Origin of the sequence: Coraliomargarita algicola (assembly GCF_033878955.1) — a bacterium.
GTDB classification, from domain to species: Bacteria; Verrucomicrobiota; Verrucomicrobiia; order Opitutales; family Coraliomargaritaceae; genus Thalassobacterium; species Thalassobacterium algicola.
The window spans coordinates 5,064,596-5,081,739 of record NZ_CP138858.1; the positions used below are offsets into that span (position 1 = coordinate 5,064,596).

Genomic DNA, 17,144 nt, shown 5'->3' on the forward strand with positions numbered 1-17,144 from the left:
AAGTGAGGGAGCCGTATAAGTGGCTAGAAGGTAATCTGAAGAAGATTCTCGGACTCCTTGAGCAAAGTATCATCTATAGGGATGTCGTCGATAGGTGTGCCATTTAGGCTACGTGAGACGAACCCTGTCTTGTTCCATTCGATGCGAATCTTTTTGCCTCGGAACCTGCGAACGAGGGATGCCTCCTCCCAGTTGTCTACCGGTAGTGTGCCTTGCACGGTCAGGCCTTCAAGAGTGGCGACGACCCCCATAACTCCTTCGACTGAACAGCGCAGTGCCCATCCAGCAGCACCTGTTCGCCACGAGAAGTAGGAGCGACCAGATGTTTCACCAGCTTCGGGTGATGCGTAGGAATTGGTCAACGAATACGGCTCTTGTCTTGAGACCGAGGGTGGATTTTTCGGGTTGGTCGGGAATGTGCTTTTGAGAGCATTCATCGCTTTACCTCGCTGGCCTGCCAAGCTTAGGGCGTAGGTCATAAACATGGACCCGTGGCAATAATTTCCGCCGTTTTCAAGGCGACCGGGTTGAGCGGCGCTTAGGTGACCTATACTTGGGTTGAAAGCTCGATAGGGCGGAGTGAGTAGACGGAAGCCGTGGACGATCTGGAGTTTGTTTTCGACTGCCTCGATCAGTTTCGGGTATTGATCCTCCGTTGCGATCCCCGCGATGATACTCCATGCCTGCGGAAGAAGGTAGATTGAACCTTCTGTGCACTTCGGTGCTCCGACGGGATCGCCAGCGTCGGTGAATGCTCTTGAATACCACTCACCATTCCAGGCCTCCTTGCGAAGTATTGCCGTGATGTTACGAGTTTTCTCAGCGAATTCTTTTTCGTCATCATGGTATTCGCACTGCTTCGCGATGAGCTCCATCTTACGTAGTGATTCGGCCATCGCCATGGTTGTCCAGACGCTTTGTCCTTTGCCATCCTTACCCGGGCCGGTGAGACGGTCATTCCAGTCGCCGTAGGGCATGAGGCAGAGCCCGCGGTCTCCACGCGTTTTCCACAGGTAGTCGACACAGCGGCGAAGATGTTCATAGAGTGTGCCGGTTTCTTCCGATTCGAAGAAAGCCGCTTCAATATCAAGTGCTGCCAAATCGCCGGTTTCGGCCAGATAGGCATGCGTCGCAAAAATTAACCAGGTGCCACCATCGTTGTAGGCGTCGCGATCAATCGGTGCCCATTTCCGCACAGTGCGTCCATCGCTGTATTGATATTCCAGGCAGTCTAGAATCATCTTCTTCGAATATTCTGGTTTGAGCAGAGTGAAGGCCCAGGCGTCTTGATTGCTGTCGCGGAAGCCTTTGGCCCAACCACGATTCCAGAAAGCACAATAGTGCAACTGGTGTTTGATCCACGTGTTCACAAACAAATCAAACTCATCATCTGGTGTAGAGACTTCCAGCGAATCATAAGTCGATTCGAAGCGAGCCTGTTGTTTTTTTCGCGAAATTTTGATGTCCTTCGCCGTGGTGAGCGGCATGGTCTGCATGTCCTGATTGGAGGTGTCAGAGAGCCCTAGGGTGAAGGATGTTTTGCAGGCTTCATTGGAGGGAATCGTGTAGTCGAGGTACCCCGAGAGGATGGGAGACTCGATTGAGTTTTGCGTGGATGGCCAGTCTTCAAGCACTGCATCCGGACGTGCGATGGAGCCGATCGTTCCAGTGAAGCACTCTTTGTCGAAGGCCCAACCTTGAAAGGGAGCACTGCATTCGAGATAGGCCACATGATCACCCTTTGTGTCGAGCAAGTTTCGGGTGATCAGGCGTCGCTTGTCGGCTGTGTGCGTGGCTTCAAAACGATCGGTAGATCCGAATTTGCCCTTGCCGACTGCTAGGTCGATGTCGGAGAAAAAGACCACTCGCCAGGTTTGCTCGCTGGCTCGTAGGTTTTTCAGTTCCAGTTCAAAGTATTCCCTGGGGCGCGTATGGTCGGTCGATTGCGTGACCGTGACTTCGAGTCCACACTGACGGATTTTTGTCAGGCTATAGGATAGACCGATCTTGTATTCAAAATGCTCAAACGACTTGTTACTAATCGGTGCGACGCTTGGGCTAAAGACTTCTCCGGTTTGAGTGTTTTTAAGGTAGAAGTATTTCTCCCCGGTCCAGTTCAGTAGAATGATGCTACCATCATGATCTCGCTTGTAACTCACACCGCCACTAGCTTGGGTCGGCTGAGTGTTGTATTGCTGATTCCAAAGAATGTTCTTCCACGGTCGCGGAGTGAAGGGGGTTTCCATTACGAACTCGTTAGTGGACAGATTAAAATGTCCCCATTGATCGACTTGGATTTTACTGCGTTCAGTTTTTGAACTGGGTGCTTCTGCTAGATGACTCATTGGATTTTAATATTTTTAATACTATTTATCAGTTAATGAACTGATTTGCGTATGAGGTCAGGGATCAGGCGTATGTCGATATTACCGCGTGTGCGGTCGTCGGTTGGGAGGATGAAGACCAGATACCTAAAGTTGTCGGAAAAAGTCCATGTCGAGGCATAGAGGCGCTTTGCCTTGCCTTGATCATTTTCTGCCAGTTGCACCGTGACTTCGAAGTTCTTAGGATTTGAGATTATGGCAAAGGCAGACGCCTTTGGAGCGAGTAAAAACCTTTGGTCATCGATCATGCCCGCTATTTGCTTCTGCGTAAAATTGAAGATTCGGTAACTGCCAGAAGGCGCATCGCTAACGTTGTCGCTGACTACACCGATGTTGTAGTTCATTTCTTCCGAATTTTTCCTAGAGAAAACAAGTAGTGGATCTTTGGGGGCATTAATTGCGTCAAAAGACGCAATCGGGATCCGTTCTGAAGCGCCATCGGCAGCGGATTTCTGTGCGTAAAAGGTAATTGGATTTGGACCGTTGTAATTAATCCACTCTGTTCGTGAGTTGGAGTAGATGCGGATCGGTTCGCCGCCGGTTGGTGTTAGGTAGACACCTGAAAGCAATGGGTAATTAACGGCAAGTGCTCGGAACTTGAGTTGTATGTCTTCTCCTTTTTGCTGTGCCCAAAGGGAGTTGCCGAACAAGACTAACAGGGGAATGCTGATTAGTTTTAATAATTTCATATTTCGTCTTTGCTGAGCCAGCGGGTTGAAACGACTACGAAGCGGCGGCCGAACTGCTTGTTGATTTCACTACTGAGTCGTGAGGGCTGAATATGTGCGGCGTCGGATTCACCTTCCACAAACTTCGGAACGCGGTATACGACGGCTTCGAGTACCGCTTCAGCGTCGACTTTTCCGTTGTTTTTGGCGCTTCCGTAGGAGCGAATCACAAAGGTATCCGAGCGAGCGCTCAAGTAAGGTGCTAAAGGAGTGAGCACATCAGCCTGGGTCAGGTATTGTGGGAGACCAACGCCTGTTTTTGCCGTGACGTTCTCTTTCTTGAAATAGTTGTTTTTCGCGTCCATGTAGGCCTCTTCATAGAGGAATGCATCATTGACATCGAGTGAGTCGATGGCCGCTTGAATCACTCCTTTCTTACCGTTTTCGGTCAATTCCAGCTTGCGGTTAACGAATTCAGCGAGTGATAAAAATGGGCCTCGCTCTTTGATTTCGTCGACAATGGCCTGTGCTAAGGCGCGGCGTTGCGTCACGTCGAGGCCTTTGGGGCCACGCCATGATTCAGAGCTCGAGCCATTTGGGAGTGTCGCGCGGGGGAAAATTGTTAAATCGTCGTTAATCTCGGTGGCATATCCGGTCAAGGGGTCGAGATAAGTGTAATCGATTCCCAACGTGGATGCGAGGAATGCATCCCAGGCATCGACCGAGAGGCTGTTGACGTTAAATCCACCTTTGACTCCGAAATAAGCAGCCGTTTTGCTAAAGCCGTCAATGTTGCTTAGATCCTGGACGAACTGCGTGGTAGATGCCGCATTAGGCGCGCTGTCAACTGCACTAGCCGGTCCAATGTAGCGAAAGCGCTCGTTGCTGAGTTCGGGCAGGCTCTGTGTATTGTTAGCAGTTTCGACGATGTTGGCGAGGGTTGTTGGCGGGTCGTCGATTTCAGTGACATCGCTGGTCAGATTCATATTTGGGGTGAGCGAGGAAAAGAAGTAATCATCAAAAATAGCTTCGTTTGCTAAATATGAGAGATCGTATTGTGTATAGCGTGCGCCGCTGACACCGACAGTTTTATTTAGTTGTATGGCTCCGTTCGGCCACGAGTTCCCGATGGCTTGACCTGGCATATACGCAGAGTCCGCAATGTGGACATGCTGCATGGATGCCAAAGAGCGCAAGGGGTAGGTGGGGATCTCCGAAACGACGATGTGTGATTCGGAAGCGGAGGAGTAACCTTCTCCGAAAAAGCCACGGTCGTTCAACCCCTGAATGTCGGTGTAGTTGCTCATTGGTCCCATTTGGTAAGAATACGGAGTCGAGTTGACGCCGTGAGAAAACTGAGCATCCACATTTCCGGAAAAAGGAGACATACTGCCGATAAACTCAGAGGGGGAAGGGACTAAATCTAGATTGGGTAAAACCGGATTTTGATAAGATCCGATATAGAGGAAGGGCATCTTTTTGTTCGGATACGAAGTGATGGCCGAAGGATTAACGAGTAATGGGAATGGTCCCGCTGTCCCATCTTCACCATAGAGGAGATGGTGCAAGGGTTGCACCGTGTTATTTTTCTTTGGTCCAGTGAGTCCAATGAAGATATTTTGAAGGGTAGTGTCTGTCTTTTTCAGGCTACCTCCCGAACTCAACTCGCTCTCCGGCACGTAGGCCATGGTAGTCGTGAAATTTGAACTTGTTCTCCATGTGAGGTCGCCCCAATTACTTTTCGAAAAGCCGGTCCAGGGTAAGAAATTGAGTTCCATTGGCGTGGCGTCATTCGTGGAAATTTGGTGGATGATGCTATTATTCGCCGGATCGTTAAAGTTATTGTTGCGACGTCCGAGGATGATGCCTCCTTTTTTGTTTAGACCTGACGTAAGTTGAATCGCTCCTGTGTTGTCATCCGGGACGTTTATTAAATTCGAGAAGGGGGTGGGGCTTGAATTCGGGTCTGTGAAGAAATGCACTTCACCGGGTTCCAGTTTAATTGTGCTGTTTTTATCACCAATAATCAGGTCGATAGAGCCGAAATATCCGTTTTGCATGACTCGCTTCATTGCTGCTAGCTCACAAGTTATTTGTGGCACCGAAAGGATATCTTTGTCTAGGTCGTTGAAGGCTGCTCCGTTCCCCCCACTGGCTTGATAGCTCGGCAAGTGTTTTCCTTGGCTCGTTAATGAAGTGGGAGCCAGTGAGAACAAATAGCCGAATGCGCCATCGGTTTGAATCTTGATTCCACCTTTGAATTCAATGGCTACGTTGTAGGGGTTCCAAAGGCAGACAATCGGTTCGATGACAAGTGAGATGGCATTGGTGGTTCCTCCGGTTGCCTCAAACTCGCCACCAGCGGGAGCGGTGTCCCCGCCAGAAAGCAGTTCGTCTTCAGCCACGTATTTATATTCAGGTACGTTGGAGTCGGCGTAAAGTGAGAACACATAGATCACCCGATTCATTACTGGCATGATTGCGTTCTCGGTGAGACGAGTGACTTTTTCGCCGGTGTGACCGGTTTTAGTTGTGACGGTCGTATTCACATAATTATCGTTGGGCTTTGCTTTTACATCGCCACCCATGTCGGCCTCCAGCGTCCAATAGTAGCCTTTCTCTCCGCCATTATTACCGAGATCTTTTGCCGATGGTCCGAAGGGGCGCATGGCCACTGTAGGTTGAGCATCATTCTCTGTAACACCTTTGTATGAACGGTAGAAGTCACGTAATTTGTGCCAAGTCGGGCCTCGAAGGAAGGCCGCAGCACCACGTTCTGGAACCGGCTCTTTAAATAGGTAGCTGACTTGATCATTCGTTACCGGGTCGATATAGTCTGTGCCATCTGTAGGTGGCAGTCGCTCCCAGTTACTGAACTCAGGTTCGCTGGTCTCACCACTGTATGGTGTGCGGGCAAAGTCGTCGTCCTTCATTTCGAAGAGTAGGCTGAGATCTTTTTTGAGCCCGCCCTCTCGTGTATTGGTCTGAAGGGTAACTGTATTGAAACTGATATTGTGGAAGTTCTGCTGGAGTGCATCGCGCCACAGGCTGTTGTTGCCGTTCAAACTTGGGTCGGTCAGTATCAGATTTCTCGCGTTACTGGTTAATTCCAAGTCGTTGGCCAAAGACTGATTATTCTCCAGATTGAATGTCTCAAGTCCTGCAAGGGCGCTGGCATTGTTGCGAGGTGGGGCGCTGAGTTCCAGCCGCGTTCGGACATCCTCGCTGACCCCAGGATATAGATTCTCGCCCCTTTCCGCGCGACTGGAGAGGTTGATGTCTGCTTTACGACCTTCGTCTGCTACCCAGTAGGCATATTCGCCCTTCTGGGCGACTGCGACTTTTTGAGCGGCTACGAAATCATCAACGTTGGCGGGGTCGACTGTGCCGCCGCCTACCAAGACCACGTGTGTGTCCGGATTCTGGGGCGTGCCATCTGCTTTCAATGGGTTGCTGATCGATGGCATGGTGTCCGCATAATCTATAGTGTCATATCCTGAGATTAACCAACCCAAGTTACTGCCATAATTTGGGTTGTTACTGCCATCGTCATTGAATTCTTTGGTGTCCCATACACCTGTCCAGTTGCTGGTTGGGGCATTGTCAGGTAGTGTTTTATCCAACATCTGGGCGGAGGCACTAATGCGTTGATCCGCTCCCAACTGTTTTTGTAAATTGCCCAATGCGACTTGGAGGCCGATGATTGCATTCTGGCGCGCTAGAGTGACTGTTTTGGTTTGAGCGGAATTCGCTTGTTCCACTTTGATAAATGTCACAATGCTAAGGAGTAGCAGTAACACGAAAGCCATCAGCGAGAGTGCCACTACCAGAGCGAAGCCATTCGGCGTGTGTGGATTTGTTCTGGGGACAAGCAGAGTTGTGTGCGAATTGAATTTCATTGGGGGGCTTTAGTTTACGTCAATGGTTTCACGGAAATGTAATTCTAGTTTGAATCCTATCATCGAAACGTAGGTTTACAGGTAATAGTGGAAAGTGGGTATAACGTTTTAGTATTCTTTTCAAATTGGTCAATATAAATGCTAGGCTTCCCACGCACGGCGATGGCTGCGCGCGGGAAACCGTAACTTTCATTGCATGGAATACCTAGTTCTATTGGCTGAGTTCCACGGTGCCCCAGAACTTGGGTTGGCCGATGATGCCCTTTGTTTTTACGCGTGGCCAGTAGACTTCGCGTGAACCTTCAATCCCTTTCACGTTAAGGTTAAAGTTGAGGCCTAGGTCTTTGCCTGCCCTTGGAGTAAATCCGCGAATTTCCGACCACGGAATGATGAATTCCATAGTATAGCCATCTTCCGTGCGTTTCGACGCTGAGTAGCTGAGTGGAATGTCGTAGCGGGTCTCTTCGATCTCATCGCTGCGTTTCCACTCTCCAAGGTAGACGCAGTCTTCCTCGGGTTGCGCGACTGCCCAGAACTGATGATCGCCGGGACCAAAGCTGGTGGCGGTTTTATCATTCTGTGCGTCAATGAAGAGCTCAAGCGAGTCGGCTTGCCAGAAGGAGCGTGGACCCGTGACTTGAACTTTTGATGCCTTGACGTCGACGCCAATCCATAGGCCTTTTCCGCTCCAGCCCATCCAGATGTTGGTGAGCGGCTCGCCAAAGATGGATCCAACGATCCACTCGGGCAGTTTATTTGCCTCCGGCCATTGAGTCGTATCGCCCTTGAACCATCCGGATCCCTCTAGCTTACGGATTGCCTTGAATGGAGGAATGATGGACTGCGTAATTTTAAATTCTGCATCCTGTAGTGTCACTTGAGGCAGACGGTCTAATTTGGCTCCGTTACTCCACTCGAATTCCAATGGGATCTCGCGTGTTTCTTGAGGCTGTAGAATATCTATGCTGCCATCTTCGGTCAGTGCATGCCATCCACTTGGTAGCGAAAGGGCGATGCTTGGTGTTTTCACCGAGTTGGTTTGATTGATCACTGTGGCGACGACCTCAACCTTGCCTTCTGTGTTCGGCATGCCGCCTACCGTCAAAACGTAAGGTTCGAGCACATTGGCGCGGAGGTAGAGTGTGGTCAGCGCTTTGCCGTCTTCGACCACCTCGACACTCAGTGGCTGAAAGCCAGCCTTTGCATCGGCCGCGGCTTTGAATGGGATTGTAATCGTGTCATCGCTGTATGCGGATGCGGTATAGCTGAAGCTGTCTTGTTGATTCTTCCAGCCGGAAGGTAGAACGGGTTTCAAAGTCACTTGCTTGTTTTGGCCACTAAGGTTGTTGACACGCACAACGATGTCCGAGGCTTCATTAGCGACAGTGGCCATGAAACGGTGTGAATCGATGGAATAAGCGGCTTGGCGCATGATTGCCGAATCCGGTTTCAAGCCGTCCGCGTAGATCGGAGCGATGTCCAGCGTGGCTTGAGTGCCTTGGAGTGGATTCGCGTAAGCATCGTAGAGTTGCACGTCAGCACCAAAATCGACTTCGATTGGCTTGTCACCATCTAGGATCCTGAAGGCTGCTGCGATATATTGTCCATTCTCCTTGAAGACATAACCCTCAGTTCCGGGGCCGAAATTGAAGGTTCCTACATAATCGAGGCTCGGAAGCAGGTGGGTGATCCCTGCCACAGTGCAGAGAGATGGTTTGGGCTCACGGCGAGCGGTCATCAATCCGCAGGCGTCGAAGAACCTCATCGGAGTGGAGGAGTCGAAGTGCCAATACCAGAATGCTTTATCCATACCGGCTGCGGCAAACATCATATAAGAGCGCGGCGCGTAGGCGGCTTGTTGCTCGATGCTGACGACTTGTCCGGCAGCGGTATCCCATCCGAATTCGGTGATAAAGGCTTCGCGCTCTTTGCCGTCGGCATGGGCAGCAGCCACGACATCGCGTAGTTTATCGAACAACAGGTCGGCTCCACGTCCGAGGCCTCCGGTGTTGTAGTTCTTGACGTTCAATTCAGGTGTATCCACTCCCGCATAGTGGTGGATGTTGACCACGTTGATATTTTCAAAGGAGCCATTCTTGACCGCCTTCTCAAGGAGGTCCGGGAAGATTCCTGCGCGGCCGTTTTCGACGGCTTTCAATTCGCCAAAGCCGAGTAATTTAACGGCATCGCCGAAGGCCTTATGATAGCTCTCGTAGTGAGCCCAGTTGAGCTTCTTCTCGGCTTCGCGGATTTCTGGTTCGAGGGCATATTCGTTGTCCAGCTCCCAGTATTTGAATTGGGGAAATCCATCCAAAACTTCGGCTAAGTGTGCGACCCAGGGACGGCTCGGCGGGGTGTTGCCTTCCACATGACCATTCACGATTTCCGGTCGGGGGATCGAGTGGGCGAGGACAGGTAACACCATCGCGCCAGCATCCTTATAGGTCTGCACGATACCGGGATAACCGGGCCAACCACTGAAGTTACGGCTGTTTTGCTTCGCGCGTTCCAGCCATTCGAAATTAAAGGCATAATCACGAAACCAAATGATTCCGGCATTGCGGAAAGGGGTGATGAAGAGTCCTTGGCCGCCATGCACATTCATGCCATAGGGTGAAGCCATTTTCTCGGACTCAGTGAGGTCGTGTGGCTTGGGGCCTTCGGCGAAGATTAAGTAAGCTTCTGCTGACGGGAAGCCGGCATTTTCAATTTGAACTTCGGCGCGGTGTGGTCCGTAGAGTTCGACCGGAGGTGACCATTTGAATTGCTCGCTGGCATCGACCCTTTGCTCGATGGTTTTTGTGAAGATATTCTCACCATGGATGTCAGTTACGGTGACCGTGGCTTTAACTTGAGCTGGATTTGGACGCCAGTTGCGGATGTTGAGGATTAGCTCGGCATCGGTGCCGGCGAAGAAGTGGCCGGGAGCGGTCGAGCTGAAGTCCGCTGAGAAGAGTGGGGTCGCTGGCGCTTCGGTGTCTTTTTTCTTGCCGGATGGGTCCGGTTTCCAATCGAGATAACGGCCAGTCATTGGATCTGCGTAGGTGAGGTCGGTTTCCACCGCGATGCTCTTGAGCCCGACGCGCACATCAGTTTTCTGCTTCCGCGTGCCCCAGTTGTGAAACTGGAAGCTGTGGATTGTCGCAGGCTGAGCTAGGTCGTCCGGCACCGGGATCGTCACGGTTTCCCAGCTCTCCGATGCAAACTTTGGGAAGTCGATGTTGTGCCATCCGCCATAAGCATCGATCAACGTAAGTTTGGTACCAGCCCCGGGGTTGCTCATATGAATTTGAACTTGAACTGTCTTTAGTTTACCGGGAATGCTGATCGGATTTTTTGCCGCCATACGATGGTATTCGAAGCCTTTGCCGGAATAGGCGATCTGCGCTTCCATGCCTGAATCGTCCAAGGCAACATAGTCTGCCGGAGCTCGATTATCCGAGCTGGTCGTCCAGTCTTGTGGAGCAAATGTAGTCACAACCTTGGTGCTGACTTGCGCGTTCAACTGCGCTGTCAGTCCGCATGCGACCAGAGCACATGCAAGCATCGCGCCCGGGAATCGTTTTCTTTGGGGAGGGGATAAACTTTTCATATTCTTGATTTCTAGTTAATTGAGTTCTTCGACTTGGAGCCGAATAAATTTTTTAGAGTTATTTTCTACGCTGTCTTTAACACGTACAGTAACCGTTTCACTGTCGTCACTATGGTCAATCGCGGGCGGGACGGATTCCAGGTAGTCCGTGCCTGTGGTCCAGCTGTCTGGGGATAGATCGGGGCTGATTTGAACGGTGTAGCGCAGATTACCTGCTTCGTAGCCACTTTCGGCGCTTCCGGTGCCGCCTTGTATTCGGCGATAGCTAAATGTGAGAAAGTGAAAATTGCTTTCGCTGGTGATCTCGCCATGCGGTCGACTGCCTGAGCTGGAATCAGTCGGCAGACTGCCTTGCGCGTATTCAAATATGTTGGCAATTCCATCATGGTCTGGATCGGCCGACGGTTCTTGATCGGCTACTGGTAATTCGCTGAGCATTGCCGCCTTCCATTCACTATAGCTTGCCGGTGTGCTGCTTCCGGTGTAGGGCTCAGTTTTATCGAGAGCTTGCACTTCGGCAGCTGTGAGCGCGCGATCATAGACGCGGACCTCATCCATGTCCCCTGCGAAACCGAAGCCGTAATCTGTGTTTAATATACCGATCGTGATCGGGCAATCGAGCACTGGGATAGCCGTGACAGTGATTGTATTGGAAGCGACTTCGTCTCCATCGATGTAAAGCTTCACGTTGTCCGAGACTTCAGCTCCATCAAAAGTCATGGTGAGGTGCTTCCAAGTATTCACTTCGTTGAGCGAGTAGTTGGTCGTGACCCGTTGATTACCTAGGTCGATGTTGATGTTAGAATTCGTATGGCTAAAAATAGCGAAACAGCGTTGACCTGCGGTGAGGCCCTGGCGTTTTGAAATCAAGCCCCGAGGCTCTGAGTCGGCAACTGATGGACGGACCCACATGGAAATACTCAGTGCGTTGCTGCTGTATTCGGATTGATGGGGGGCTTCCACCCAATCGTTGGTTCCGTCGAAGGTCAGTGCTTGGCCTGCAATGGACTCGCTGGTGCGGGCCGTGTTGCCAGTGAGGGTTCCATCATTGAAGCCTTGCGTGTCGAATGCGGTGTCGCCGGACAATGCATCAAATTTCCATCGCGAAAGAAGGCCATAGGCGAGACTGCCCTCAAAATCGGTGGTGCTCCCATTGGTCGTTGCGGCAGAAGATGTGCCTTCGGCGTTGAACGCTGCCACCCAAAAATAGTAGAGAGTGCTTGGGCTCAGTCCTTCGACCAGTGTGTTGGTCGCATTCGCCGCAACAGTCGTATTCGGACTCGCTGGTTGGCTATTCGTTGTGTTCCAGTAGATATTGTAAGCGCTCTCATTGTCTGCATTGTCTTGCCATGATAAAGTCAGACTCGTCGCGGTCGGTCCTGATATATTTAAAGTGCTTGGTGCGTTTGGAGGTAATAAAACATCCGTTGTGGCCGAAGTAGAGGCTGTGCCCGATTCTCCACCGGAATTATGAGCGGAGACCCAAAAAAAGTATTCGGTTTCGGGGGCTAATCCTGTCGCCGTGTAGTTGGTAATGTCGCCTGCCACACTTGCTTGGTGGGAGAAGGGTTGAGTGTTGGTGGCGCTCCAGTAGATCCGGTAGTTTTGGACCGTGCCGGTGCCGGCATTCCAGTCGAGCGTCACGCCGCCGGAGGTGACACTGGTTGCACTGACCGCTGCGGGAGCCGTTGGGGGGTCGAGGGGTTCCAGTGCTTCAAAAGCCAAGAATTCGAAGAGGTAAGCGGTGTCCTTCAATGCGCCTGAGGTCCAGTTGGCATCGATAACATTGAGACGTAGGTAGCGCACATCCACGGCCTCGAAATTATGGACGCGAGTGGACTGGTAATTATCATCCACGACGATAATCGTGTCCCAGTCGACGCCATTGTTGCTTGCTTGAATGTTGTATCCAGCGAGTGCATCGTAGAGAGAGAGAGTGCGCAGAAAAATTTTATCGACAGAAAAGGACGCGCCTAGATCCAGTTGTATCCACTTTTTGCTATAATCGGTCGTGCTGGAACTCCAATAAGACTGACTCCCTGAGCCGGTCTTTCCTCTCGCGGCACCATGTTCAGGGTCTTCATCGCCTGCTGTGGCAATTGCCTCACTACGACTGGAGAGATTGACTCGAGCGGGTAGGCCAGGAGTTTGCAGTGTTTTGGAGAGGAACCATTCGTAGAGATTCGGGTTGTGGTAAGTATGACCTAGGCTGTATTGACGGCTACAACTATGTCCATAGCCAGGATACATTGTCACGATGTGTTCCGCATCCGGATAATGGACACTTATGGCGCTGTTTGCTCGCAGAACGACCTCAGGTGTGTGTTCAGTATTATCATTCAGACCACTCATCGACCAGATGGCGACGTTGTCTTCTGCGATTTTTACCATTGAACTCGTGCTGCCCTTGCGTCGACCTGCCACAACGGCTGCGGCCGCGAATCGGTTCGGCACATTTGCATCACCAAGCAAGACTTCCCATGTCCCGGTTCCTCCAAAACTAAAGCCAGTCAAGTAGACGCGACTGGAGTCGACGCGATACTGTGCGGAAACTTCGTCGAGGAGTGCGATGACATTTTCTGAAGTCCAAGCTGCCTGGGTCTGAGGTGCTATGAGGATAAAGTGCTCCGTCTGACCGTTGACTTCGAAGTTTAAATAATTGCTACGCGCTGTATAGTAAGGCGGTGTGCTACCGCCGTTTTCAACCTTGTAGAGATAATTCGTATTTCCATAGAAATCACTTTCACCTCGTTCCCCGTAACCATGTAAGTAAATGATCGTGGGGAATTCGCGTGCAGCCTCACTTGGGTCGTCATAGATCTCGGGTAAGTGTAGAATGTAAGGCAAACCACCGCCTACATTTGAAACCTTCTTAAGATTATAGTTAACGGCGTGCAGCGATGACGCACTTACAAGGATCCAGAGGAGAGAGACTTTAATGCATTTTTCAAGGAGTGGGGTATACATAATGGTGTTGGTTGCTTGGATTAAACGAGATTTAACCAGAAGAAGAGTTTTGTGTGATCATCCGCATACATTCGCTTCAGTGGGGTCCATTGAGAGTCCTTCCGCTTATGCTCTAGGGTAAAACGATATAGTTTCTGTGTTTGAAAGAGGAGATTGTCAGCGATTGCATTATTGGAATGAGTTATGCTGGGGTGCATTGGCCAGCTCGACCAGTATTTATCTGTTCTCTAGCCGGGAAGTTTGGCCGAGCAAATGATTTTGGTCATTTCCTGATGCCAGTCTTTATCGCGCCACATGCCTCGGAACTGCGGGCCGCAGAAATTACTGGTGGCGATGGCCGCCCAGCGCCCTTTGCTGGCGGCATGGCGCACGCCGACTTCGCAGCTGCGCTTCACCCATTCCCAGTCCAGCATCGGCCAGTCCTTGTAGTCCACGATCCCCCAACATTCGGTCGTGATGAGCGGCAGGTTGAGCGCTTCGGACTCGATGCAGACTTCATCGATGTGAGTTTTTAGATGGTCGTCCCAATAGTCTGAATCGGCTTCGTAGAAACGTTGCGCATTGAGCACGACATTCTCGTAGCCCTTGGATTCAAAGCGCTCGTAATGGTAGTCGACCCGGGTGTAGAACTCGTGGCTATTGGCCTGTGCCATCCAGATGTGCGGTTCAAGTAAGTCGAACGTTTCGGATACGGTTTTATGGTCCTCTTTGGCTAGATTTAGGTGTCCGATGTTTGAATAGGTGTACGCAATATTTGGATAGGATAACCGCAGTTCATTGATGGAGCTCACCATCCAGCGGATAGAGGAAGGACTGTTCCAGTCTGCTTTTTCCGTGGGGGCGGGTAGAAAGAAGGGGGCCCAGCAGTCCAGTGGCCACTCATTGCAAAAGTCGAGGTAAAGGATGCTATCGAGTAAGTTGTCGCTGGCGATTGAATCTAGCAAATCTTTCCAGATTCGGCTGTGGCACTGAGGTGAGACGATTTGTGCGACATTGGTTTCTTCGACCCGTTGAAACCATGTGGACAGTCCGACTAGTATCCCACGTTGGGCGCATTTTCGGATGAAAGTGTTGAGGTTGGGCTGCACCTGAACGCGATTACGGGCGGGCGTGCCCCAGTCCTGCTGGTTCCAGCAAGGTTTGACTGTCCACTCGGCTTTCGCATCGATGGAGACAAGTAGCGGATAGGCGTCGATACGCACGGCATTGTAACCGCGTTCGGTCAACTCATCCAGAGCCAGGTCCCAGTCTTCGTAGCCAGCTCCGCTCCAACGGCGTTCCAGCCATGAAAAGTCCCACATCGTGATGGCGAGTGGCGCGGTCAATTCTTTGAGTTTCATTTTATTTGCTTTCTTTTTGAGGGATTGCCGCAAAGACGAAAATCTCTGCCTTCCGGCATGAGGAACCAAGCGGGGAGTGCGGCCCAAGGGTGGCAGCGTGTGTTGCGGTCGCTACCTTCGAAAGTCTCCCACCAGGTAGTGGTGTCTGGATCTTCGGTCATGATAGACCATGCTTTACGGATGAGCGGCATGATTTTATCCGAGTAGCCGGTGACGATGAGCGCTTCTGCGAAGTAGGTCCAAAAATAAGGGGTGCAACGGCAGATTTCCGGATGCTGCCAGTCTTGAATCAATTGACCCATCAGTTGACGTGCTGCGTCTCCCTTGGCTACGCCACCAAGCACGGCGAGAATCTGTGACTGGGCGCTCCAGCCTTTAAGCTCACCGCTTTCAGTATCGATACAATCGGCGTAATAGCCGGTCTTCTCATTGAAGAAAAGAGTGTGGCAAATGCCTCGGATCTCATGGGCATGGAGTAAGCTCGTATCGAGCGTATGCGTGTAATCGATGGATTGGGCGCAGGCCGTGAATGCGTCGATAGCGATGGCCAGATAAGCATTGAGACCTAGTTGCTTGCGCGAACGTTCGATGCCTGGGTGGGAGAAAGTGTGCCAGATACTCGGGTGGTCGATGAAGACGACTTCAAAGCGCCCGCCTTCATAGTTCTCGATGCCGAGGGGATCTGTTTCAATGAGACCAGATGGGCCGATATGATCTTGATACCAGCGCAGAGTGCGCTCGGCGACCGGTAGCATCTTTTGGATGATATCTGTGCGTTCTGGATGTGCGCGGTGATAGACATCGACGCCCCAAACAAAGATGAGGCAAAAATCCAATAGATAATGGGGCGGATTTAGACTGGAAAACACGGATGACGGCATCAGGCCGTTGGTATTTTGTGCCTTTGCGATCACGTCCAGATAATGTTCGAAATAGGAAGGCTCGTCGTATAGCTTGTCGATCCACAGTGCGTTCCAAAGACCATCGGCAATGAAGAGTGCTTGCTCGCGCGTGGGGCAATCCACACAGGTTTCCTGGGTCGATACTTGTAGGGTCCGCATGCTGACATCCCACATGCGTTGCAGCTCCGGATTTTCCGACTGGTAGTCGAATACTGGTGTGATGTTTGCCTCTCGCCGCCAAACGCCGAATTCTTTTAGAAGCATCGGCGCATTGTTTGGGCGCAGCACGATGAGGAGATAGCGGAAGCCGTTATAATTGAGGGTGCGAAAGTGCGGGTTACGCCCGGATGCGGTCCAACGGGCTGCATATTCCGCATTGCCGCGGTTGGCCCAAGGGCGTCCATCACGCAGCAGTTCGGCGCCATAGTGGTCGACGGTGCCGGACGCGGCTTCGATGGTGAATTCGGTTTGACCAGACATCTCCTCTCCCAAATCAAAGAGTAGGGCGAGACCCCCATTCTCTGGTTCGCAGGTGATGCCTTTGCCTGAATCCCATTTGGTCTGAAATGCTTCGATTGGTAGAACCTCCCACGCTTCCGTATCCAAGATTTTGCTGAGTTGGCCTTCACCCTCTTCGGCAATTGCGGCGTCGGTGGATACCTTAGCCACTGCGATCAATTTCTGTGCAGGGACGGCATACTCGCGTAGCTGTGGGGTGGTCTTCGCGGTGAGAGGGTGCTCTCCGGGTGTTTGACTTCGACTGCGATAGGCCATTCATGATCGTCAAAATCGGGTGCTTGCCAATTCTCCGGTTGCTTCGAGCTGTCAAATTGTTCCATCCAACCAGTCGCCCAAGTGCGTCTGAGGTTGGTGTGACGCCAGCCGCCTTGTAAATGATATTTCCATGACTCCATCGGTATTTCAATTGCCTCCCATTGACCCGCTTTCAACCCGATTAGACGGCACCAGAAGCCAGTGGGTGCATAGGGATGACTTTGCGTGCGGACACCGAAATGATGTATGATTGCTGAAAGAGTTACGCAGCCATTCTCAGAGCTTACAGGGTAGCTGTCCGCTGTGCTATCTGGCCAGATTGAAGGGCAGGGGCCTTGGCCAAGATACTGACCGTTGGCGCTCAGATAGTAGCGTGTTTGTCCGGCCAGTTGAACTGCAAGGTCTTCATAATCTTCAAGTTCTTTAATCTGAGTTCGAAACAAAACGGTTTGGTTCGGGTGTGATTTTTCGGCCCAAATCCACAGTGGCTCAGTTGGGAGTTGAGTTTGTTTAATCTGATAATTCATGGACTTACGTGACGAAGTTTTTTGGTGGGCGGAGCGCTCTGCGCTTTCAAATTCACATATAAGTATTGAATGGCTATAACGATATAGCAAT

General features: G+C 51.3%; 8 protein-coding genes. All 8 read right to left on the reverse strand.

What is annotated here, in order from left to right; all coding sequences use genetic code 11:
* Nucleotides 1–23 precede the first annotated feature (23 nt).
* The 8 genes from SH580_RS20710 to SH580_RS20745 all read right to left on the reverse strand — a co-directional run bounded on the left by SH580_RS20710 (nt 24) and on the right by SH580_RS20745 (nt 17,053).
* Complete coding sequence (locus tag SH580_RS20710; protein ID WP_319832718.1) at nt 24–2,345, reverse strand: GH36-type glycosyl hydrolase domain-containing protein; 2,322 nt, start codon at nt 2,343–2,345, stop codon at nt 24–26.
* Between the two features lie 32 nt (nt 2,346–2,377).
* The gene (locus SH580_RS20715; RefSeq protein ID WP_319832719.1) at nt 2,378–3,073 is read right to left on the reverse strand and encodes a hypothetical protein; all 696 of its coding nucleotides are present in this window, start codon (nt 3,071–3,073) and stop codon (nt 2,378–2,380) included.
* A complete protein-coding gene (locus tag SH580_RS20720) occupies nt 3,070–6,951 on the reverse strand; it encodes a hypothetical protein (RefSeq protein ID WP_319832720.1) in 3,882 nt (1,293 codons plus the stop codon). The genes SH580_RS20715 and SH580_RS20720 overlap by 4 nt, the downstream gene beginning before the upstream one ends.
* A 211-nt stretch (nt 6,952–7,162) precedes the next feature.
* Nucleotides 7,163–10,543, reverse strand: coding sequence for a sugar-binding protein (locus tag SH580_RS20725; RefSeq protein ID WP_319832721.1), 3,381 nt, complete (start codon nt 10,541–10,543; stop codon nt 7,163–7,165).
* A 15-nt stretch (nt 10,544–10,558) separates the two neighbouring features.
* On the reverse strand, nt 10,559–13,510 hold the full coding sequence (locus SH580_RS20730; RefSeq protein ID WP_319832722.1) for a LamG-like jellyroll fold domain-containing protein: 2,952 nt from the start codon (nt 13,508–13,510) through the stop codon (nt 10,559–10,561).
* A 227-nt stretch (nt 13,511–13,737) separates the two neighbouring features.
* The gene (locus SH580_RS20735) at nt 13,738–14,850 is read right to left on the reverse strand and encodes a cellulase-like family protein (RefSeq protein WP_319832723.1); all 1,113 of its coding nucleotides are present in this window, start codon (nt 14,848–14,850) and stop codon (nt 13,738–13,740) included.
* The gene (locus SH580_RS20740) at nt 14,847–16,526 is read right to left on the reverse strand and encodes a family 78 glycoside hydrolase catalytic domain (protein ID WP_319832724.1); all 1,680 of its coding nucleotides are present in this window, start codon (nt 16,524–16,526) and stop codon (nt 14,847–14,849) included. Before SH580_RS20740 ends, SH580_RS20735 begins: the two co-directional genes overlap by 4 nt.
* Nucleotides 16,427–17,053 carry a hypothetical protein gene (locus SH580_RS20745; protein ID WP_319832725.1) on the reverse strand — a complete coding sequence of 209 codons (627 nt, stop codon included), beginning with the start codon at nt 17,051–17,053 and terminating at the stop codon, nt 16,427–16,429. The genes SH580_RS20740 and SH580_RS20745 overlap by 100 nt, the downstream gene beginning before the upstream one ends.
* Nucleotides 17,054–17,144: the final 91 nt, after the last annotated feature.